Annotated in this window: 17 protein-coding genes; 10 read left to right on the top strand and 7 right to left on the bottom strand. The window is 37.6% G+C overall.

The features are described from left to right. Window positions 1-87 precede the first annotated feature (87 nt). Window positions 88-1,698, bottom strand: coding sequence for a S8 family peptidase (locus MKJ01_RS12675; protein ID WP_241614376.1), 1,611 nt, complete (start codon window positions 1,696-1,698; stop codon window positions 88-90). Window positions 1,699-1,784: 86 nt separating this feature from the next. Between MKJ01_RS12675 and MKJ01_RS12670 the strand changes: the two genes are divergently transcribed. The 3 genes from MKJ01_RS12670 (at window position 1,785) to MKJ01_RS12660 (ending at window position 4,909) form a co-directional block, all read left to right on the top strand. Next, entirely contained in the window at window positions 1,785-2,909 is a 1,125-nt protein-coding gene (locus MKJ01_RS12670; RefSeq protein ID WP_241614377.1) for a DegT/DnrJ/EryC1/StrS aminotransferase family protein, read from the top strand. A gap of 439 nt (window positions 2,910-3,348) precedes the next feature. Beyond that, window positions 3,349-4,368 carry a UDP-glucose 4-epimerase GalE gene (galE, locus tag MKJ01_RS12665; protein ID WP_241614378.1) on the top strand — a complete coding sequence of 340 codons (1,020 nt, stop codon included), beginning with the start codon at window positions 3,349-3,351 and terminating at the stop codon, window positions 4,366-4,368. A 79-nt stretch (window positions 4,369-4,447) separates the two neighbouring features. Further along, window positions 4,448-4,909, top strand: coding sequence for an adenylyltransferase/cytidyltransferase family protein (locus MKJ01_RS12660; protein WP_241614379.1), 462 nt, complete (start codon window positions 4,448-4,450; stop codon window positions 4,907-4,909). Window positions 4,910-4,963: 54 nt separating this feature from the next. Here MKJ01_RS12660 and MKJ01_RS12655 read toward each other — a convergent pair whose 3' ends face one another. The 5 genes from MKJ01_RS12655 to pnuC form a co-directional block, all read right to left on the bottom strand. After that, on the bottom strand, window positions 4,964-7,474 hold the full coding sequence (locus tag MKJ01_RS12655) for a TonB-dependent receptor (RefSeq protein ID WP_241614380.1): 2,511 nt from the start codon (window positions 7,472-7,474) through the stop codon (window positions 4,964-4,966). A 169-nt stretch (window positions 7,475-7,643) separates the two neighbouring features. Beyond that, entirely contained in the window at window positions 7,644-8,672 is a 1,029-nt protein-coding gene (gene mltG, locus MKJ01_RS12650) for an endolytic transglycosylase MltG (protein WP_241614381.1), read from the bottom strand. A gap of 22 nt (window positions 8,673-8,694) precedes the next feature. Beyond that, complete coding sequence (gene dapF, locus MKJ01_RS12645) at window positions 8,695-9,477, bottom strand: diaminopimelate epimerase (protein ID WP_241614382.1); 783 nt, start codon at window positions 9,475-9,477, stop codon at window positions 8,695-8,697. Window positions 9,478-9,566: 89 nt separating this feature from the next. Further along, window positions 9,567-10,223, bottom strand: coding sequence for a hypothetical protein (locus MKJ01_RS12640; RefSeq protein ID WP_241614383.1), 657 nt, complete (start codon window positions 10,221-10,223; stop codon window positions 9,567-9,569). Window positions 10,224-10,229: 6 nt separating this feature from the next. Next, on the bottom strand, window positions 10,230-10,895 hold the full coding sequence (pnuC, locus tag MKJ01_RS12635) for a nicotinamide riboside transporter PnuC (RefSeq protein ID WP_241632630.1): 666 nt from the start codon (window positions 10,893-10,895) through the stop codon (window positions 10,230-10,232). Between the two features lie 164 nt (window positions 10,896-11,059). Here pnuC and MKJ01_RS12630 point away from each other — a divergent pair, with 164 nt between their 5' ends. The 6 genes from MKJ01_RS12630 (at window position 11,060) to MKJ01_RS12605 (ending at window position 17,301) form a co-directional block, all read left to right on the top strand. Further along, entirely contained in the window at window positions 11,060-12,580 is a 1,521-nt protein-coding gene (locus tag MKJ01_RS12630) for an APC family permease (protein ID WP_241614385.1), read from the top strand. 58 nt (window positions 12,581-12,638) lie between these two features. Next, window positions 12,639-13,652, top strand: coding sequence for a hypothetical protein (locus MKJ01_RS12625; RefSeq protein WP_241614386.1), 1,014 nt, complete (start codon window positions 12,639-12,641; stop codon window positions 13,650-13,652). 78 nt (window positions 13,653-13,730) lie between these two features. Next, window positions 13,731-13,952: a sialate O-acetylesterase gene (locus tag MKJ01_RS12620; RefSeq protein WP_241614387.1), complete on the top strand. Its 222-nt coding sequence runs from the start codon at window positions 13,731-13,733 to the stop codon at window positions 13,950-13,952. After that, window positions 13,919-14,641: a sialate O-acetylesterase gene (locus MKJ01_RS12615; RefSeq protein ID WP_368366351.1), complete on the top strand. Its 723-nt coding sequence runs from the start codon at window positions 13,919-13,921 to the stop codon at window positions 14,639-14,641. The genes MKJ01_RS12620 and MKJ01_RS12615 overlap by 34 nt, the downstream gene beginning before the upstream one ends. Window positions 14,642-14,730: 89 nt before the next feature. Further along, window positions 14,731-16,089: an oxygen-independent coproporphyrinogen III oxidase gene (gene hemN, locus MKJ01_RS12610; RefSeq protein ID WP_241614389.1), complete on the top strand. Its 1,359-nt coding sequence runs from the start codon at window positions 14,731-14,733 to the stop codon at window positions 16,087-16,089. 3 nt (window positions 16,090-16,092) lie between these two features. After that, complete coding sequence (locus MKJ01_RS12605; RefSeq protein WP_241614390.1) at window positions 16,093-17,301, top strand: hypothetical protein; 1,209 nt, start codon at window positions 16,093-16,095, stop codon at window positions 17,299-17,301. A gap of 38 nt (window positions 17,302-17,339) precedes the next feature. Here MKJ01_RS12605 and MKJ01_RS12600 read toward each other — a convergent pair whose 3' ends face one another. Beyond that, window positions 17,340-18,707 carry a PQQ-dependent sugar dehydrogenase gene (locus MKJ01_RS12600; RefSeq protein WP_241614391.1) on the bottom strand — a complete coding sequence of 456 codons (1,368 nt, stop codon included), beginning with the start codon at window positions 18,705-18,707 and terminating at the stop codon, window positions 17,340-17,342. 213 nt (window positions 18,708-18,920) lie between these two features. Between MKJ01_RS12600 and secD the strand changes: the two genes are divergently transcribed. Further along, on the top strand, window positions 18,921-21,815 hold the full coding sequence (gene secD, locus MKJ01_RS12595; protein ID WP_241614392.1) for a protein translocase subunit SecD: 2,895 nt from the start codon (window positions 18,921-18,923) through the stop codon (window positions 21,813-21,815). Window positions 21,816-21,905 lie beyond the last annotated feature (90 nt).

Genomic DNA, 21,905 nt, shown 5'->3' with positions numbered 1-21,905 from the left:
TTAGTCTTTTTTAATTGCAATCCAAAATTGCTAATTTTCTCGGAACTCTTTTTCCTAAATAAGTTTAAACAACTTCAACTCTTTCTCTTATTCTTTTATAAATTTCTCGTAATAAATTTTATCTTTCGTATGGATTTTCAGGTAGTAAACTCCTTTCGCAAAACCATCTGCTTTTACAGATTTCTGGTGGTTGATTTTAGTAATCAGTCTGCCTAAATGATCATAGATTTCTAAAGAAAGAATTTCTGCTTCGGTAGCAATATTCACAATATTTTTAACCGGGTTCGGGAAGATGGAAAGTTTTTCATGTTTGACCAATTCTGAAGTGTTCAATACCGTATTGTAAAAACTTTCGAAATTCAGAATACCATAACCCATCTGATCGGTATGATTTGGATATAGAGATGCAGTTTGTCTTAACCTGTTTCTCATCATCTCTCGGTTCATACCGGAAAAAGCTTGAAGCAAACAGGGAACGCCTCCTGCAGCAATCGGTGTGGCAATTGAGGTTCCGTTCACCAGTACCGTAGAATTGTTGTCAACGGAAGTAGTAATGGAGCCTCTAGTGCTCGCATCCGGCTTTACCACTCCTGAAGCATTAGGGCCATATGAAGAAAAATCGGAGGAAGTCCCTGTAGAATTAACTGCGCCAACCGAAAACACCTTCGCATTGTCTGCTGGGGTCAGAATATAATGCCATGGCTGCGCTCCGGAGTTTCCGGCAGCGAATAATGTGAAAATTCCTTTATCAGCAGCAATCTCAGCACCTCTTGCAATGAAAGAAGTGGTTCCGTTCAGGTTAGCGTAGCTATAATTATATTTTGGGTCGTCAAATGTAGAATATCCTAAAGAAGTTGTGATAAGATCAACCCCTTTTCTGTCTGCCTCTTCAGCGGCCTCAATCCAGTATAATTCCTCTTCAGGAATTTCCACGGCTGCATTTTCACTCCGGTACAGATAAAAATCCGCATCCGGGGCAGCTCCCACAAAACTAGCCTGACTATAGCCTCCGATGGCTCCCAGAACCACTGAGCCATGATTGCTGATTGAAGTATTGTAAATATCAGTTCCCTTTGTGACGAAATCATATCCGCCTTTGATGTGGCCGTTGATCCATAATCTGGAAAAAGCCGATCCCGTATTAACATAAGGAAATCCTGCATCAATCACCGCTATGGTTACACCCGTTCCTGTGTATCCTGCCAGATGGAGCGGGCGGAGATTCACCTGATCGATCTGTTGAGAGCCGGAACCATAATCAAATGTAGTTAAGGTTTTATTTGTGGGAACAATTGAATGGTTTTCCCACTTATTAACATTTTTATATTTGGGCACTCCAGCAGAATTTTTGGCAAAGCTTTCTACCGACTGAACATAGGTCTGTGCCTGAAGTATGGATATCTGTGCCGGGGTTGCATTCACGGCGACACCGTTCAGCCATTTTGAATAATCCGTAACAGCAAATCCCATGCTCTGGATAGTATTGATATATGACTGTTCGATCGGTGCATCCTGATCATTCAGTGCGATGCCCAAAGTTGTTCTCCGGTTTAGGGATTTCTGGGAAAGTTCGGACAGAGGATTTGCATAAAAAGCAGCCTTGTTGGGCTTATCCTTAAAAAATACGAAAACAAGGGATGTTTGTGCAGAATTTAGAGAGTAACCCGCTAAAAGACAAAAAAGTATAGTTTTCTTCATATCTTTATTTTGTATAAAGATAAAACAAAATCAATAAAATTTTTGACAGGATGTTAAAATCCTTATTTTTACAGAAATATTTATCTATGAAAAAGATTCAAATGGTTGACTTACAAAGTCAGTATTACAAAATAAAGAATGATGTGGACAATGCGGTTTTAAATGTAATGGATTCTGCGGCTTTTATCAACGGCCCGGAAGTAAAGTCTTTCCAGAATGAATTGGAATCTTATTTAGATGTAAACCATGTGATTCCATGTGCCAATGGTACGGATGCCCTTCAAATTGCCTTAATGGCTCTTGATCTTAAAGAGGGAGATGAAATCATCACAGCAGATTTTACATTTGCCGCTACGGTGGAAGTGATTCATTTGCTTAAGCTTAAATCTGTTTTGGTAGATGTCGATTATAATACCTTTACCATTTCGCCGGAAGCCATCAGAAAAGCGATTACGCCTAAGACAAAAGCAATTATTCCGGTGCATATTTTTGGACAGTGTGCAGATATGGAAGAGATTCTAAAGATTGCAGAAGAGCATAATTTATATGTGATTGAAGATAATGCGCAGGCCATTGGTGCTGAATTTACTTTTTCAGATGGAACAGTAAAAAAAGCGGGAACCATGTCTACGGTAGGCACCACCTCTTTCTTTCCTTCTAAAAATCTGGGATGCTACGGAGACGGAGGTGCTATTTTTACTAACAATGATGAACTGGCCCACCGTTTAAGAGGCATTGTAAATCATGGCATGTATGAACGGTATTATCATGATGAAGTTGGTGTAAATTCAAGATTGGATAGTGTTCAGGCAGCTATTTTAAGGAAAAAACTTCCACATCTGGATAATTATAACGAATCAAGAGGAAAAGCTGCTGATTATTATGATGAAGCATTTGCAAACCATCCAGATATTTTGACACCTGAGAGAGCAGGGAATTCCACCCATGTTTTTCACCAGTATACTTTAAGGATTATAAATGGAAAACGTAATGATTTACAGAAATTCCTGACAGAAAAAGAAATTCCTGCTATGATTTATTATCCGGTAGCACTGAGAAAGCAAAAAGCATATTACCAGGAAAGCAACGATGCGGATTTTGTCAATACTGATAAATTACTGGATCAGGTCATCTCTCTTCCTATGCATACAGAGCTTGATGAGGAACAGCTAAAATACATCACGGATGCTGTGTTGGAATTTATGAAATAGGTAATTTCAAATCAAAATTAATAAGCTTCTGATTTTAGTGAATAATTAAGATTATTTTTATACCCTATACATACCATTTTATTAGCGATGGTGTGTGAAAATAGCAATTATTTCTATGAAATTTTATTTTATAATCAATGATAAATGAATTATGGGCTTATTTTATGTTGTATATTATAAAATTATAATGAAATTACAATAAACCGGCCCGTTTTTTGAATTCCGTTTGAAATAAAGTTTGCTGATTGAAGAAGGATTTATTATTCTGATCATATCATCACGTAATTTTTTAATTTTTCTGTACAAAATAATGCTGATTTGATATTGAATATTTACGATATTTCTTAATATCCGTCAGTTTGGCAGATTAACTCGATATTATATAACCAAAAACTAAACACAGGCTTTGTTATAGTGTACAAAGTCATAAAAATTAAATATGGCAATACTCGTTACCGGAGGTCTTGGATATATTGGTTCACACACAGTAGTGGAACTTTTGAATAATAATTTTGAAGTCGTTATTATAGACGATTTATCAAATTCAGAAAGGTTCATTTTGAAAAATATTGAAGAAATTACAGGAAAAAAACCTGTTTTTTATCCTTTCGATTTAAAAAGAAAAGAGCTTCTTTCACAGGTTTTTGATGCCCATCATATTGATGGCTGTATTAATTTTGCGGCTTCGAAGGCGGTAGGTGAAAGTCAGCTCAAGCCTGTTGATTATTATGAAAACAATCTGTTTACTTTAATTAATATTCTGCAGGAATTTAAACAGAGAGGAATTTCCAATTTTATCTTCAGTTCATCCTGTACCGTTTACGGACAGGCTGACCAAATGCCGATTCATGAAGGAACTCCTTTAAAAATGCCTGAAAGCGTATACGGCAAAACAAAGCAGATGGGAGAAGAAATCCTGATTGATTTTGCAAAAGCTTACCACCGTAAAATTTCTTTATTGAGATATTTTAACCCAATAGGTGCCCATCCATCCGCAAAAATCGGAGAATTGCCTATCGGTGTACCTAATAATTTAGTTCCTTATGTGATGCAGACAGCGGCAGGAATCCGCGAAAAGCTCAACATATGGGGGAACGATTATCCTACGGCAGACGGAACGGCAGTACGAGATTATATTTATGTGGTCGATCTTGCCAAGGCGCATGTCGCAGCTTTAAAAAAATTAATAGAAAATGATTCTGACGAAGTTGTAATTGATATTTTCAACCTCGGAACCGGAAAAGGATCTTCTGTCCTGGAAGTCGTAAAAGCTTTTGAGGTGGCAAATAACGTTGAAGTTCCGTATCAGATTTGCGACAGAAGGGAAGGGGATATTACTATTGCTTATGCCAATGTCGATAAAGCAGAGAAAGAGCTTGGCTGGAAGTCTGAAACTTCTCTGGAAGAAGCGCTTAAAACCGTTTGGCAATGGCAGCATTATTTAAAAGTTGACGCTTAAATTAAAAAAAATGAATTTCAGCTGCCAATAATGCTTTTTATTTTTAAGCTGGATTTGAAGCTAAACATCCTTATATTATATGAAAACAGAACGAATAGGCATAACATTTTCCTCATTTGACTTATTACATGCCGGTCATATCAAAATGCTTGAGGAAGCAAAAACAGTCTGCGACTATCTGATCGTAGGTTTACAGATTGATCCGTCCCACGACCGTCCTAATAAAAATAAACCCACACAGACTATTGTAGAGCGGTATATTCAGTTGCGCGCAGTAAATGCTGTAGACGAGATTATTCCTTATTACACGGAAGAAGATCTTCTGGATATCCTGAAGTCTTTTGTTATTGATGTAAGAGTTATCGGGGATGATTATCTTGACAGGGATTTTACCGGGAAAAAATATTGTGAGGAAAAAGGAATCGAAATTTTTTACAATAAAAGAGACCACCGTTTTTCTTCCAGCGACCTAAGAAAGAGAATTTACGAAGCGGAATTGGCAAAGCTTTCCAGAATGGAAGCTGCTGAACTTGAAAAATAAAAAAAATCCCGAAAATATTTTCGGGATTTTTTTATTGGTATGTATCTATTACAATTACATCGGTCCTTGCTGATCATCACCTGTAGCATTGGCATTAACGTCTTTTTTTCTTTTTGGCTGCTCAATCTTTTCTCCCTGCTTAAATCTGTAGGTGAACGATAAAGCAAACTGTCTAGGCTGCCATTGCATATAAGAATCTCGATCAAAATCAGCTGTTTTTGTAAGGCTTCTCATTGCTCTTGTGTTAAATATATCCTGGATGTTAAAACTGATTGTTCCATTACCATTTAACACGGTTTTTGAAGCTCCGAAGTTGATAGAATACATATCTTTTCTATCTTGGTTCTGGGATTTCTGTGCTCCTCTGTAATTACCCTGAAACTGGAAGCTAAATGTTTTGTCAACTTTAAAGGTTGTGGTTAATCTTGCTCTTGTAGAAAATCCGGAACCTTCAAAAGAAAGTGGTTTAGATACAAGTTGCGGATCATCGAAAACACCTGTTGTTTTATAACCGAATAAATCAACATTACCTAATAATTTCAGCCATTTTGTAGCATCCCAGTTAAAGTTAAGATCTAAACCATAACGGTCATCTGTTCCTAAATTGACAGGTTTTGTATGGAAAGCTCCCTGAGCATCAGTATAAACTACCATCTTTACGTCATCAGTTGAATGTCTGAAGTATAAAGTAGGATTAACGGTAAATTTACTTTTAGAAATACTGTATCCGAACTCATAAGAATCTACATAAGATGGGTTCAGATCAATATTTCCATCAAAGATATTCTGGTTGTCCGTATAACTGGGATTAGGAATAAGGAAGAAAGATCTTGGGCGGTCAATTCTTCTTGAGTAATTAACCAAGAACTGATTATCTTTTGCAATTTCGTAGCTTAAGAAAACACTTGGAAATAAGTTGTTATAATTCTTAGATTTATCGATAATCGGTGTCAGAGGATTTAAATTCTGATATTTTATATCTACTTGGGAGTTTTCATTTCTTAAACCAACCTGATAACCCAATTTACCTATTCTACTTTTAAACTGAACATAGCCTGCATTAAATGTTTCTTTATAAAGAGCATCATAAGTAAAATCAGGCAAGAAGAAAAAGGCATTTGCAATAGCAGTTCTCTGAGAAACATCATTATCATAGGTATTCTGATTGATATCTAATCTGTATCCAGCTTCCAACTTAGAATTTTCACCAATAGGAAGTTCGTAATCAGCCTTTCCGATTAGTGTTTTATTAATCGTATTTTGATCAATAATATTTTGTAGCGTAAAAATGTTGTTGTCTGTCTGTAAAACATCCGTATCATTATATGATCTGCTTCTCTGCAAACTTAATGATAATGATAAGTTCTGTCCTTTATCATCAAATTTATGATCTAAACCAAAATCTCCCTGGAAGGCAAGGTTGTTGTTAGAACCCGTATTTTTTCTTAATGTAAAAGGAGCACTTCCGTTTAATAAAAGGTAATTATAATCAACGGTTCCGTTATTTTGGCTGTCAAAAGTTCTTACCGTTCCCGATGCATTGAAAGATGTTTTGTCAGAAAAATCGTATACGAAACCTGTAGAAGCATTATAGTTATCATTTTTACTATTGGTAATTGATTCTTGGTCTGCTTTTAACCGGTCTTTGGGATTTACAGCATTAAAATAAGTTGCATTGTTTCTATTGGTAAATTTAGATTCTCTATAACCACCGCCACCATTAAGAAACCATGTAAGGTTTCCTTTTCTCCAACTGAGGTTGGTATTAAGGTTCGTTTGTGGCAAATATCCTAAAGTTCCGGTTACACTGCCGTTGAAACCTGTCTTTTTACTTTTCTTCAAAATAATGTTCAAAATACCTGCTGTTCCGCTCGCTTCAAATTTCGAGGAAGGGTTGGTAATCACCTCAATTCTTTCAATCTGATCAGCCGGAATACTTTGTAAAGCATTGGCGCCATCATCAATTCCAAGAAGCGCAGAAGGCTTTCCGTTAATTAAAAACCTTACATTGGAACTTCCGCGCATAGAGACTGTACCGTCCGTATCTACTGAAACGGAAGGAACATTAGATAACACATCCTGTAAATTTCCGCCTTTGCTCACGATATCCTGAGACGGATCATACGTTCTTTTATCCAATTCTACTTTATAAGGCTTGGTGGATGGTGCGGTAATGACAACGCCTTGGATATCTCCTGTTTTAAGATTGGTAGAGCTGGTTTCAGGGTCAATAGAGAATGCTCCGATATTGCCGGCAGCAGTGATTTGTTTATTAACAACGCTTTTTTTGTAATCGATAGCCTCTACAGTAATATCGTAAGCTCCGGGTGCAAGGTCAAGCTTATATTGCCCTTTTTCATCGGTAAGTGCTGCATCACTGAATAATTTGTTTGCTTTATTACTGAACGTAACAGAAGCATAAGGAACGGACTGATTGTTTTTACTAACAATCGTCCCGGAAATACCTACCTTCTCCTGTCCAAAAGCAAACGCCGCTGCCGAAAGTACAAAAGTAAGCCCTAAGGTTTTTTTTGTAAAAATGTTAATGATTTCCGTCTGATTCATAAGGTATTTTTTGTGTAAATATCGTGAAAGATCTTACTTAATATTGTGAAATTATTAATTAAGGTAATACCACAATATTGAGTAATAATTTATTATTTATAACCTATATGTCGCTTTAAAATGCGAAATGTTAATTATTAAATTGTTAAAATAAAGTTAAATTTATTTCTTATTTTATATTTTTTGAATTTAGCCAGTCCTGATATGCCTTTGCATTGATGGCATGCTGTTCGGCACTTGCGGTAAATTTGTGGTAGCCAAATCTGGCTGGATCAGCACACATAAATATATAATCATTTTTTTCTGCATTTAAAACGGCATCTACTGAACTTTTATCTACAATACAGATTGGTCCCGGCGGGATACCTTTATTTGCATAGGTGTTATACGGAGAGGGTGTTGAGAGATATTTATAAAAAACCCTTTTGATAGGCGGCTCTTTGAAATTCGTCTGTTTATTAATGGCATAAATTACGGTAGGATCGGATTGCAGTTTCATTCCTTTTCTGTAACGGTTCAGGTAAAGGCCGGCAATTGTTTTCATTTCATCTTTCTTTCCTCCGGATTCTTTATACACGATGGAAGCCAATGCATAGATCTGATCTCTTGTTAAACCTGACTGTTCTTCTTTTGCCTTTCTGCCTGCATTCCAGAATTCATTATACTGGTCATTAAATCGGTTAAAAAAATCCTTGGGAGTTACCGTCCAGAAAAAATTATAGGTGTCGATGAAAAAATATTTTTTAAGATCCTCTGCACTATTATAGCCTTTTTCTGTAGCAATGGCATTAAGATCGTTTACAAATTTTAAAGAATCCAGTTCTGTTTTTCTGGTAACTTTACCCAGCATTTGGTAGACGTCTCCGAAATCTCCGATTCTAAAACTGTTCTGTGCCTGATTGCCTGCCTTAATCATATTTACAAGGCGTGTATTTCCCAAGCCTTTACGGAAGTGATAACGTCCGGCCTTGAAATTCTTTTCAAGATCCTTTTCTTTAGCAACAGCTTCAAAAGATTCTTTATTATCAACATACTTTGCCGCCGAATCCAGAATTTGCCTGAATGATGCATCATGTGGAATCAGTACATAACCATCTTTCTGAATATTGTTCCCGTAATATTTGGTATAAAATTTAAAGCCGAAAAATCCACCTACAACAAAAATAAGAAGGATGATCAGGAGAATAGTTTTTTTCATTGACTATCGATTAAGGTTTTGTTTAAATAAGATTGATTTTTCCTTTGAAAACCTGCTTTGCCGGGCCTTCCAGCCAGATGTTTTTGAAAGCGTTCCCATCTCTTTCAGCATACACTTTAAGGTTGCCACCTAAAGTTTTAACTTTTACTGAAGTTAGATGGCTGTTTTGCAGAAAAGTTAAAGCGGAGGCCGTAACACCTGTCCCGCAGCTGTATGTTTCATCTTCCACACCTCGTTCATAGGTTCTTACGAAAATTTCATCATCTCTTACTTTCTCTACAAAATTGACATTAATACCGTTTTCTTTATGATCTTCAGAATTTCTTATTCCTTTTCCTTCTGCAAACACATTATAGTTAACCAAATTTTCAATGTATTTTACATAATGGGGTGATCCTGTATTTAAAACAGAATCTCCATTTTCAGCAAGAATATGGTCAACATCAATCATTTTTAATTTAACAATTCCACTATGGATTTCTGCTTCATGCTCACCGTCAATAGCGATGAACCGGCATCTGCTTTCAAAAATATCAAGAAAAAAAGCAAAAGCTACCAGACATCTGCCGCCATTTCCGCACATAGTACTTTCGCCGCCGTCAGAATTATAATATACCATTTTAAAATCGTAGAGATCATCATTTTCCAGAAGGATCAGACCATCTGCACCGATACCGAACCTTCTATCACAAAGTTTTTCAATGATTTCTTTATTTTTCGGAAACTGGAGATCACGATTATCCACCATAACGAAATCATTACCTGTCCCTTGGTATTTATAAAATTCTATATTTTCGAGTATCATACTTTTTTCAAAATTAAACAGGCAAAATTACTATAATTAAAACAAAAAACGAACAGTGTTAGCTGCTCGTTTACGTATTTATAATCATTTTATCTAAATCCGCCGCTGTTCGTATTACGGTTAGAATTTTGCTGAGAAGAAGATCCCGAGTTTTGCTGGGTACTTGTTCCTGAATTGCTTCTAAATCCTCCGTTGTTTGAGTTGTTAGAAGAATTATTTCTGTATCCGCTGTTCGAATTTGTATCGGTAGACGAATTGTTCCTGAAGCCGCTGCCGTTGTTATTCTGAGATCTTGGTACGCTTCGCTGTTGGTTCCTGAAACCGCTGTTCTGTCTTTGGCTGTTGTTCTGCCGGTTATTCTGTCTGAATCCGCTGTTGCCGTTATTGTTTACAGGTCCGTCATTAACGCCTCCTCTAAATCCGTTATCAGGTCTCTGCGAACGGGTAGCACCGCTCTGACCAGATGATGATCTCCTGTCAACATACACTTTTCTTCTGGAATTATTGTAATTCTGGTAGTAGTAGGGAGCGCCGTTATCATAATAATAATTGACATCATTTCTGTAATAATATCCGTCATTTCCCCAATATCCGCCGTTGCCGTAATATGCCTGAGGCGCATAATAATATCCGTTATCATAATACGGATCCCCATATCCGCTTACGGCAGGATCCGAATACAGTGCACAGGACGTTAAGCTTGTTATCGTAATTACACTGAATGCTATTTTAAATAAATTTTTCATGACTTTTTAATAAATGTTTCTTAAACTTTTTTTCCAACTGATATATCCTAAGATTGCCATTACAGTAAATACCAAATATTGAACCGAAGTGATGCCCAGGCCTTTATAAATCATCATCGGAATGCAGATAAAATCCCCTATGATCCAGAAAACCCAGTTTTCAATACGTCGTTTTGCCATAAACCACATTCCGACCAAAAATATGGAGGTGGTAACAACATCCAGCCAGTTTGCCCAGTCGAGGTGATAAAGCCCCAGACTGGCTCCCTGCGTTGAAAATCCGTTATCAATATAAGGCTTGTAATAATATACTCCTGTTACTAAGATTAAACTTAAGGCAAAAAGTAAAATCCCATACCGCCATTCTTTTTGTGAAGCCCATGAAACGTGAACATGGATTTGGTCTTCTGAATTTTTTGACCACAATATCCAGCCGTAAATGCTCATCACCGTATAATATACGTTAATCATACAGTCACCCAGCAGTCCAAAGGTGAAAAGAATATAAACGTACAGAAGGGTGGAAATAATGCCCGTGGGATAAACCCAGATATTTTTTTTAATTGAAAAATAGACACTCAGGATTCCGAATACCGTGGCGCAAGCTTCCATGAAAATCTGAAGGTGGGTATAGGCTTCGTAGGGCTTTACGAAAAGGTCATATAGATTCATCGGTTCAAAAATAAACAAAAAAACAGAGATTTAGTAATGATTTAAATAATATGAAAATCAGAATTTTATCTTTTGTTTTTAAAATAATTGTTTAAAGTTTGTCAATAAACGTTAAGGTTTCTAAATTTTTTATATTTTCGTAAATCTTTAATAAATAATAAAATATGTCAAAAATCTGGACGAAAAAGCCGATGAGTGCTTTTGAGAATGATGTTAAAAGCAGTCAGCTTAAAAGGGTGCTCGGTAAATGGAGTCTTACTGCTATCGGGATCGGGGCGATCATCGGAGGGGGAATCTTTGTACTGACGGGTACGGGAGCTTACTATCATGCAGGTCCTGCATTGGCCATCTCTTTCATTATTGCGGGGATTGCCTGTATCTTTGCCGCACTATGCTATTCTGAATTTGCTTCCATCCTTCCTGTGGAAGGTTCTGCTTATGCCTATGCTTACGGGACTGTTGGAGAAATCTTTGCCTGGATCATCGGTTGGGGACTTATCCTCGAATATGCCATGGGTTCCATGACCGTTGCTGTTTCCTGGTCCGGTTATTTTAATAAATTGTTGAAAATGTTCGGAATTCATCTACCTGACTATCTTACTTCTGATCCGGCAAGCTATACGGGAGAAGGTTTTTCCATGAATCTGCCGGCTTTCGTCATCGTTTTATTCGTCATCGGTATCCTGATTAAAGGAACAAAAGAAGCGGCCAAAGCGAATAACCTCATCGTAATCATGAAAGTTTCCGCCGTATTATTCGTTATTATTGCAGGTGTATTTTTTATCAATACAGCTAACTGGGATCCGTTTATTCCGGCTCAGAAAATGGTAATGGAAGGAGATAAAATGAAGGAAGCCTATGGAATCCAGGGAATTGTCTCCGGAGCTGCGGCTATATTTTTTGCTTATATAGGATTTGACGCAGTGTCTACACAGGCCGGTGAAGCCATCAATCCTAAAAAAGACGTTCCTTTTGCGATCATCGTGTCGCTTTTGGTGTGTACTGTATTATATATTTTAGTTTCTCTGGTACTTACGGGGATGATGAACTATGGGAATTTTGATCCGCAAGGCCAATATCCTGATGCAATCAAGGCACCGGTGGCTTATGCTTTTGAAATTGCAGGACAGGGATGGGCAGGTTATATTATTACCATCGCCGCTACTGTAGGTTTGATTTCCGTACTGATGGTGATGATCATGGGACAGTCAAGAATTTTTCTTGGAATGTCCAAAGACGGACTGATCCCTAAAATGTTCAGCGATGTGCACCCGGTAAGAAAAACGCCTGCGAAAAGCCTTATGCTGCTTGGAATTGTTATTGCTACGATAGCAGCTCTGACTCCAATCAGTAAACTGGCGGATATGACCAGTTTCGGAACTCTTTTTGCGTTTACGATGGTATGTGTTGCCGTTTGGATCCTGAGAAAGAAAGAACCGAATCTGCCGAGAACCTTTAAAGTGCCTGCATTGCCTGTTATCGCTACATTGGGAATCTGCATTAATGTTTACCTTATCTGGAACCTGAGCCATGAAGCGAAATATCTTTCCATGGCTTGGTTGGCTTTGGGAGTAATCATCTACTTCACGTACAGCATCAGAAACAGTAGACTTCATCAGCCAGGATACGGTGAAACGTTGAAAGCAGAACAGGAGCCTTTACAGAAAACAGATTTAAATTTATAATCAAAATATATATCAAATAAAATCCACAGCATGCTGTGGATTTTTTATTTTTGTGAGTATGAAAAAAATTCTGCCATTTTTATTGACTTTCTTAGGAATTTATACGTTTTCTCAAAAGATCGAAAGTTTTGAAACGATTCTAAACGATAAAATAAACATCCGAGCTTTAGAACTCTATGATAATAAAGTCTGGTACAGCGGGACCGATTCAAAATTTGGATATGTAGATTTAAAAAATCCTCAGCAACAAAAGCAGGTCAGGTTATCAGACAAAAAACTTCAGTTCCGAACTTTGGCACAGGATAAAAAATCGTTTTATGCTATTAATATTGAAAGTCCGGCTTACTTTTTTAAAATTGATAAGAGAGACCTTACTTTTAAAGTCGTATTTTCAGATACTGCTAAAACAGCTTTTTACGACGCTCTGCATTTTGTGGATGACCAATATGCATTTGCATTCAGTGATGCTGCTAAAGATGACAAGCTGAAATTGGCTGAGCTTAAAAACGGTAAATGGGAAACGAATAAGAATAATATTATATTGAAAACGGGAGAGGCCGCATTTGCAGCAAGTAATACCAATATGGTCTCAACAAAAAAATATCTGTGGATAGCTACCGGCGGAAAAGCTTCAAGAATTTTACGGCTCAATCTTAAGACAGCTGATTTTGAAGTTTTCGACACTCCGATTATTCAGGGAGAATCTTCTCAGGGGATATATTCCATAGATTTTCATGAAGATAAATTCGGAATTGCTGTAGGGGGAGATTATACAAAGCAGGATGCCAATGTTAATAACATCGCTACCACCCGTGATGATGGAAAAACATGGCAGATCCAGGCTTCCGGAAAAAATGCAGGGTATACGACCTATGTTAAAATTAAACCTGGTTCCAGAGGGAAAGAAATAATTTCTGTTGGTGATCAACACATCAGCTATTCGTCAGATTTCGGGAAAACCTGGAAAAAGATTTCTAATGAAAGAGGATTTTTTGTCTGTAAATGGGTGGATGGAAATACAGTTGTTTTTGCGGGAAAAGATAAAATTTCGGTAATGAAATTGAAATTTTGAATGAACTTTATAGAGTATATGTTACTAATAAGTTTCATTTATGATTCTCCTCATATTAACTTTGATTAAATTTTACAAATGAACCGATTCAAATTATGCTTGCTGTTATTAATCCCTTCTTTATTTTATACCCAACAGATCAGAGTTTTCATCCTGGCTGGACAATCCAATATGAATGGTTTTGGCTATAATAAAGATCTTCCGGACGATTTGAAAATTAGTAAAGATGTGTATATCTTCCAGGGAAATTCTGTCCCTGATGGAGAATTAAACGTGGATCAGGAAAATGGGATGTCCTGAAGCCCGGAAACGGAACCGGTTTTAAAACGGATGGAAAAACAAATATACTTTCAGATCGGTTTGGACCGGAATTATCTTTTGCGAAAAAAATGAAAAAATTGTTTCCCAATGACAAAATAGCCTTAATAAAATACGCCAGGGAAGGAACTTCAATTGACAGCGCGGCGGCAGGAAATTTCGGATGCTGGGATGCTGATTTTAATGGAAAGAATGGACTCAATCAGTATGATAATTTTTTAATAACCGTAAAAAACGCTTTATCAGAACATGATATTGACAAAGACGGCCAAAAAGACAGGATTGTTCCTTCCGGAATTATCTGGATGCAGGGTGAAGGTGATGCAAGCTACACTGAAGAAATTGCCAATGCTTATTACGGCCATCTGAAAATATTAATGAACCAGATGCGGGCGGCGCTGTTAACAGATGATCTTCCTGTTGTCATTGGAAAGATCTCAGATTCAGGGAAGGATGCTTCAGGAAGAGTCTGGAAAATGGGAGAACTTGTCCAGTATGCCCAGGAAAAATTTGTGAAAACGGATAAAAATGCGTCCATTGTACGTTCGACTAAAAATTATGGCTATGGTAATGATCCCTGGCATTACAACAGTGAAGGGTATATTGATTTAGGAGAAAAATTTGCCGATGAAGTATTTAGACTCATTATAAATTCCGAAAAAAAACCCTAATATATTTCATGATTCAAAATCCATAAGATATATTTAATTTTGCATAATGAATTTCAATCTTGAAGTTCATATAAAATTTTAGATCAACAATGAATTCTTTAATAGATAAATATAATATTCCCGGACCTCGTTATACCTCTTATCCTACTGTTCCTTATTGGGAAGAAAGTTCTTTCTCACCGGAGCTTTGGAAGCAAAGTGTCATCAGGTCATTCAGAGAAAGCAATGCGGAGGAAGGGATTTCTATTTACATTCACCTGCCTTTCTGTGAAGCGTTGTGTACGTTTTGTGCCTGCCATAAACGCATCACCAAGCAGCACAGCGTTGAAATTCCGTACCTGGAAAGTGTATTGAAAGAATGGCAGCTATATCTCCGTCTTTTTAATGAAAAACCTAAATTAAAGGAGCTTCATCTGGGTGGAGGAACACCGACATTTTTCTCACCACAGAATCTTAAAGCGTTGCTGGAAGGCATTTTCGAAACCGTTGAAATGGCAGAAGATCCCGAGTTTTCTTTTGAAGGCCATCCCAATAATACCACAAGAGAACATCTTGAGACTTTATACGGTCTTGGATTCAGGAGAGTAAGTTTCGGAGTTCAGGATTATGACCCGAAAGTTCAGAAAGCCATCAACAGGATCCAGTCATTTGAAAAAGTGAAAGAAGTAACTGAATGGGCAAAAGAGATTGGGTATCGAGGAATCAGCCATGATCTGGTGTTCGGGCTCCCGCATCAGAGTTGGGAAGCTATGGAAAATACGATCCGTAAAACAATGGAACTGAAGCCTGACCGTTTGGCGTTTTATTCTTATGCTCATGTTCCATGGGTGAAAGGGGTCGGACAGCGCGGTTTTGATGAAAACGATCTCCCGAGTGGTGAAGAAAAACGGCGCCTGTATGAAGACGGGAAAAAATTACTTGAAGATTTAGGATATATCGAAGTGGGCATGGATCATTTCTCTTTGGAACATGATGATCTGTACCAGTCTCTGATTCAGAAAAAGCTGCACAGGAATTTTATGGGCTATACCTCCAGTAAAACCCAGCTGATGGTCGGCCTGGGGATGTCTGCCATCTCCGATTCTTGGTATGCTTTTGCACAGAATGTAAAAACCGTGGAAGAATATCAGAAAATTGTTGAAACAGGTGAGATCCCTGTGGTAAAAGGGCACATTCTCAATGATGAAGACCTTATTGTAAGAAGACATATTTTAAATTTAATGTGCCAGCTTGAAACGACATTTGATATGAATAATTCTTTCCCTGAACTGGAGCATGCATTTGAAATGCTGAAGGAAATGGAGAAAGATGAGCTGGTCGAAATTCATGATCATAGAATACAGATTACAGAAAAAGGAAGAGCATTTACCCGGAACGTAGCGATGGTTTTCGATCTTAGAATGATGAGGAATAAACCGGAAACCAGAATTTTCTCCATGACGATTTAGTGGATGAGAAGGAAAACCCTCTTGATTCTGCTTTACCTCTGTGCTCTGGCCTTCAGTGTTTTAAAAACGTTACGTTTTCCCAATGACTGGTCTGAGGCGCACTGGATGCTGGATTACAGGTTCGGGTTTATCAAAAGAGGGCTTGCCGGAGAAATTTTCGGTTGGTTTTTTAAGAAGAATGAATTCAATATTCTGCTTCTTTCAGGCGGGATATTGTTTTTGCTGTATACTTTGATTTTTGGTATTGCCGTTAGAGAAACTTTAAAGCGGGAAAACAGCGTATACGGCATAATGTTTTTTGTTACTTTTTTCCTTTCACAGTATATCATATTTTCTGCCCATTTGATCGGATATTTGGATCATGTTGTTTTTCTGATGACGATTCTGAGTATTTTTATGATTAAGCAAAAAAAAATATTTTGGGCGTCTGTGATTGCTGCGATCAGTATTTTTATTCACGAAATTTCATTTTTTCTGCTTTTGCCAGTCAGTTGTTTTGCTTTGATCATGAACAATGTTGAAAACTTTTCAAAGAAACCTGTTCTGTCTGTTTATATTATAAAAAAGCTGGCCTTGTTTTTATTATTACCGGTAGTGGCAGTTTTTTCTATTTCTGCCTATCAGGAGATAAGTGGTGAGAGTTATTTCCTTACTTTATTTAATTACTTAAAAGAAATATCGTTTATCACTGATAAAACAGCGGATTCCGTTTCCTCAGCATACACCAAAAGTTTCAGTTATTATTTTAAAGAGGAAAGCGGACATTTTATCCAGCGGCTGCTGATTTCAAAAGCAACGTTTTTATACGGGATCCCTCTGGTTTTTTCTTTATGGATGATTTTTAAAGAATTTGGTTTGAAAAATAATATCCGGGTATTTCTTTTGCTTGCAGTCATTGCTCTCATTCCATTGCTGCTGCATGCTGTTGCATATGATACTTACAGGATCTGGTCGTTTCCTTTTATGATTCTGTTTTTAGGATTCTGGATTTTAAGCTCAGTATCTGCTCCGAGGGATCAGGAAGGATATAAAAATGCATCCACAAGGGAGACGGTCTTTTTTATGGTTTCATTTCTTTTAATCACTTTAGTCCCAAATGTATTGTTTGATGGCCAAACGGAACGGTTTACCATAATGACCAGATTGATTATGATAATGCCGGTATTGATGATGTTGTATTTTTTAAAAAAAGCCCCAATCCTAAAGGGTTGAGACTCGGAAATCTATTTGAAATGAGAATTGATAAATTTTTATTTGATAATTAATTTCTTGCTGTAAGTTTTCGTATTTCCTGAATTGATATTAATAAAATAAACGCCTGCAGGAATTCCTGAAATATTAACACTGTTGTCGTTTTCAATGATGGCAGATTCAAGGATTTTTCTTCCTTCAATACTGATGATTTCAGCTGTGGTATTCTTTTTATCTTTTATCCCTTCAACAAAAACTTTTTTAGAGGCCGGATTCGGATATACTTTTATCGGATTGGAAAGGTCATTTTCCTGAGTGGCCAGTGTAGTGGTGGTGACTTTAAAAATTTTCCCGTTGTTCACCGCTGCTACAAACATTTCATTCTGGTTGTTTATGCCGAAAGTCGCAAAATTATTTCCGGAGAATGCTGAAGTCCAGGTAATAGAGTCATCCGTATTTAAAATTCCGATTTGTGTCGAACAGTAATCTGCAAAAATATATTTCCCCTGTAATGCCGGAAATTGGGTTCCGCGGTATACATACCCTCCGGTTATAGAACATTTTCCTCCGCTGTGATTATAGGCTGCTACCGGGAAAGTCATGGTGGACTGGGCTGCACATCCGGTAGTATTATATGCTGAATTCCCTTCGTAGCATCTCCACCCGTAATTTATTCCGGACTGTGTCAAAGGCATTCTGTTGATTTCTTCAATCTGCCCTTGTCCTACATCGGCAATCATCACGTTTCCTGAAACAGTGTCAAAATTAAATTTCCATGCGTTTCTCAGTCCGTACGCCCAGATTTCATCAGCACCGTCAACGCCAACAAAAGGGTTTCCTACCGGAATGTTATAAGGTCCTGTAGAATTGATGTCCAGTCTCAATAATTTTCCCAGAAGGGAGTTTTTGTTCTGTGCATTATTATTCGGATCGCCGCCGCTGCCTCCGTCACCGGTTACTACCCACAGATATCCATCCGGCGCAAAGTGGATGCTTCCTCCGTTATGGTTGTCAAAAGGTTTCGGTTGGTTAAGAATAATTTTTTCAGTCGTGGCATCCGCTACATCCGGATTTGATGAACTTCTGGTGTAACGGGCTACTGTAATATTTCCGCTCGTGTCATTGTAATAAACAAAAAAATACCCGTTTGTGGCGTATTGCGGATGAAAGGCCAAACCTAACAGTCCTCTTTCGCCGCCATAGGTGACTTTAGAACTGATATTTAAAAAGTTGGTTGAATTCACAGTTCCGTTGGGCTGGACAATTTTAATGATTCCGTTTTGCTGAACGACAAACATCCTGCTGTCATTGGCATGTGCAATTTCTACAGGGGCCGTAAAACCAGTGGCAAATTCTTCCAGACTGATGCTTTGAGCATTACAGAGAACGGAAAAAATAATAGAGGCAGAAAATAGTAGTTTTTTCATAATATTTTGATATTTAGTCTATTAAAATCATATGAAAATTTCATACCAATAAATCTTTAAAAAATTTGTCATAATACCATGAAAAAATTATTAAATCTTAAATTGGCAGAATTACCGATATATCTGAAAATAAATGATTTCTGTTGTTAAAAATTTATAAAATACAAGAAAATGATTATATTTGCCGACTTAATTTAACGTAGTTATAACAAAATGCAAGGAAAAGGACTTATTACAATTGTTGCTATTGTACTAGGGTTGATTTGCTTAAATGAGCTATTGCCAACCTGGTACGCCAGCAAAATTGAATCGCAGATCGAAGCTGCAAACGGAAACGAGAAAGAGATCAAGCGGTTGAAGGAAGATACTCTTAATCTGGGCTTTACAAAACTTTATTATTCCAGAGCCAAAGACAAGGAAATGAAACTTGGTCTTGACCTTAAAGGAGGGATTAATGTTCTTTTGGAGATCAACCAGAGAGATCTTGTGAATGATCTTACCAATTATTCCACCAACCCGGTCCTTATCGAGGCTTTAAACAAAACTGACGAAGTACAGAAGAATTCAACCAAGTCTTATATTGACAACTTCTTTGAGCAGTTCGATGCGATCAATAAAGCAAAAGGGACCAACCTTAAGCTTGCCGATCCTGAACTTTTCGGAAATACTACACTGACCGAGGTGAAATATAATACGCCGGACGACCAGGTGAAAAGTATTGTTAAGAGAAAAATCGATGCTTCTGTAGGAACGGCTTTTGAAGTAATCAGAACCAGAATCGATAAGATGGGAGCTGTGCAGCCGAACGTTCAGAGAGTTCCCGGAACTGCAAGGATTTCTGTTGAAATGCCTGGTATGAAGGATATCGATAAAGTGAAAAAAATGCTTCAGACTTCTGCAAAACTACAGTTCTGGGAAGTGCAGCAGGTTCCTGAAATAGCACCTTATTTCCAGACACTGACTTCAATTGTTGCTGCAAAAGGTGATTCTATGGGAGTTGCCAAGACCACCAACTTCATGAACCTTTTACACCTTGACAAATTAAGAACTAACGGTGTTGCCAATGTAAAATTGTCTGATACCGCTGCCGTAAATAAAATCTTAAACAGCAAAGTAGGACAGTCCTTACGTCCGGCTAACATTAAGTATACCCAATTCATGTGGGGATATAAACCTGAAGCAACGGATGCTGAAAGTCTTGTATTATATGCGATCAGAGGAAACATCAACCAGAAAGCTCCGGTAGACGGTGCTGTTGAAACAGCCAATATCGGCTATGATGAGCTAAGCAGAGTTGTGGTAGATATGCAGATGGATTCCAAAGGTGCTAAAGAATGGAAAACCTTAACGGAGAAAAACGTAGGGAAGCCGGTAGCTGTAACCCTTGATAACAGAGTCTATATGGCACCAAACGTAGTAGGCGCCATTCCTAACGGAAGAACACAGATTTCAGGTAACTTCTCTCAGGAAGAAGCTAAAGAACTGGTAGACGTTTTAGGAGCCGGTAAATTACCTGCAGGGGCAAAAGTGGTTCAGGCTACGGTAGTCGGACCGTCTCTTGGCCAGGAATCGATCAACGCCGGTATGCTCTCATTTGCTATCGCATTTTTAATTATCATTGCTTACATTATTTTCTATTACGGCGGTGCAGGAGTATATGCTGTAATTGCAATGATTATCAACTTATTCTATATTTTCGGAATTATGGATTCCGGAGACTTCACACTTACGCTTCCTGGTATTGCAGGTATCGTATTGACCATGGCAATGGCTGTGGATACCAACGTAATTATTTACGAAAGAACAAAAGAGGAGCTGTTTGCAGGAAAAAGTATTCTTGAAGCTTATAAAGATGGTTTCAAGCATGCCTTAAGTGCGATTGTTGATGGTCACTTAACGACATTATTAACTGCCGGTGTACTTTTCCTTTTCGGAACAGGACCAATTAAAGGTTTTGCTTTAACATTGGGAATTGGTATTTTAATGACCTTCTTTACTTCGGTTCTTCTTTCCAGGGTTATGATTTTCTCAAGATTGAATAAAGGAAAACAACTTTCTGTGTGGACGCCACCGACTAAAAACCTATTCAGAAATACATGGATTGATTTCATCGGTAAGAGGAAATATGCTTATATCGTTTCCGCTGTTTTAACGGTAATCTGTATTGCATCAATTGCTATCCACGGATTTAAATATGGGATCGATTTTACCGGAGGTAGAAATTATGTGGTGCGTTTTGATAAACCAGTCAATGCGGAAGATATCGAAGGCAAATTGGTAGCCATGTTTAAAACAGAAGACGGGAAAAATTCTTCTGTGGAAGCAAAAACTTTCGGAAACGATAACCAGCTGAAAATTTCTACTGATTACCTTATTGAAGATGAATCTTTGAACGCTGACCAGGTTATTGAACAGAAGTTATTTGAAGGGTTGAAATCTAATCTTCCTGCAGGAACTACCTTAAAAGACTTCAAATCTGCAGATAAAGAACATGCCGGAATTATTTCTTCCGAAAAAGTAGGGCCTACTGTTGCTGATGATATCCAGAAGCACGGCATTCTTGCAGTAGTTGCTGCCTTGGGAGGAATTTTCTTATATATCCTGATCCGATTCAGAAAATGGCAGTTCTCATTAGGTGCGGTTGCTGCTTTATTCCATGATGCGGTTATTATTTTGGGAGCCTATTCATTGCTTCATAAATTCATGCCGTTCAACATGGAGATCAACCAGGATTTCATTGCTGCAATTCTTACGGTATTAGGATATTCAATTAATGATACGGTAATTATATTTGACCGAATCAGGGAATATCTGAAAGAGAAAAAGTCCTTGACCTTGGCAGGATTGTTTGATGATTCTATTTCGAGTACATTAGGAAGAACATTCAACACTTCATTTACTACCATATTGGTGATTTTGGCTATCTTCATTTTTGGTGGGGACAACCTGAGAGGATTTATGTTTGCGATGTTAATCGGAATTGGATTCGGTACCTATTCATCCATCTTCATTGCGTCGGCAATTGCCTACGATTTCCTTAAAACAGGAAAAGAAGACGAAGTTCACGGTAAAACAACCACAAGCAAAGAAGTACTTGCCTCAAAATAAGTAAACTACAATAAATAAGAGAAAAGCCTTTCAGATTCTGAAAGGCTTTTTTAATGGAAGCTGTTTGATATAGTGGTTGGGTAATTATTC

The organism is Chryseobacterium sp. SSA4.19 (genome assembly GCF_022601875.1).
Classification (GTDB): Bacteria; Bacteroidota; Bacteroidia; order Flavobacteriales; family Weeksellaceae; genus Chryseobacterium.
The sequence above is the reverse complement of the archived record's forward strand: the minus strand, read 5'-3'. Positions and strand labels throughout refer to the sequence as shown.

Excerpts from the sequence above, each read along its gene's own strand:
- MKJ01_RS12675 (WP_241614376.1), bottom strand. The coding sequence starts at position 1,698 with ATGAAGAAAACTATACTTTTTTGTCTTTTAGCGGGTTACTCTCTAAAT.
- galE (WP_241614378.1), top strand. The coding sequence starts at position 3,349 with ATGGCAATACTCGTTACCGGAGGTCTTGGATATATTGGTTCACACACA.
- MKJ01_RS12655 (WP_241614380.1), bottom strand. The coding sequence starts at position 7,474 with ATGAATCAGACGGAAATCATTAACATTTTTACAAAAAAAACCTTAGGG.
- MKJ01_RS12660 (WP_241614379.1), top strand. The coding sequence starts at position 4,448 with ATGAAAACAGAACGAATAGGCATAACATTTTCCTCATTTGACTTATTA.
- MKJ01_RS12620 (WP_241614387.1), top strand. The coding sequence starts at position 13,731 with ATGAACCGATTCAAATTATGCTTGCTGTTATTAATCCCTTCTTTATTT.
- MKJ01_RS12640 (WP_241614383.1), bottom strand. The coding sequence starts at position 10,223 with ATGAAAAATTTATTTAAAATAGCATTCAGTGTAATTACGATAACAAGC.
- pnuC (WP_241632630.1), bottom strand. The coding sequence starts at position 10,895 with ATGAATCTATATGACCTTTTCGTAAAGCCCTACGAAGCCTATACCCAC.
- mltG (WP_241614381.1), bottom strand. The coding sequence starts at position 8,672 with ATGAAAAAAACTATTCTCCTGATCATCCTTCTTATTTTTGTTGTAGGT.
- MKJ01_RS12605 (WP_241614390.1), top strand. The coding sequence starts at position 16,093 with ATGAGAAGGAAAACCCTCTTGATTCTGCTTTACCTCTGTGCTCTGGCC.
- MKJ01_RS12600 (WP_241614391.1), bottom strand. The coding sequence starts at position 18,707 with ATGAAAAAACTACTATTTTCTGCCTCTATTATTTTTTCCGTTCTCTGT.
- MKJ01_RS12670 (WP_241614377.1), top strand. The coding sequence starts at position 1,785 with ATGAAAAAGATTCAAATGGTTGACTTACAAAGTCAGTATTACAAAATA.
- secD (WP_241614392.1), top strand. The coding sequence starts at position 18,921 with ATGCAAGGAAAAGGACTTATTACAATTGTTGCTATTGTACTAGGGTTG.
- MKJ01_RS12630 (WP_241614385.1), top strand. The coding sequence starts at position 11,060 with ATGTCAAAAATCTGGACGAAAAAGCCGATGAGTGCTTTTGAGAATGAT.
- MKJ01_RS12625 (WP_241614386.1), top strand. The coding sequence starts at position 12,639 with ATGAAAAAAATTCTGCCATTTTTATTGACTTTCTTAGGAATTTATACG.
- dapF (WP_241614382.1), bottom strand. The coding sequence starts at position 9,477 with ATGATACTCGAAAATATAGAATTTTATAAATACCAAGGGACAGGTAAT.
- hemN (WP_241614389.1), top strand. The coding sequence starts at position 14,731 with ATGAATTCTTTAATAGATAAATATAATATTCCCGGACCTCGTTATACC.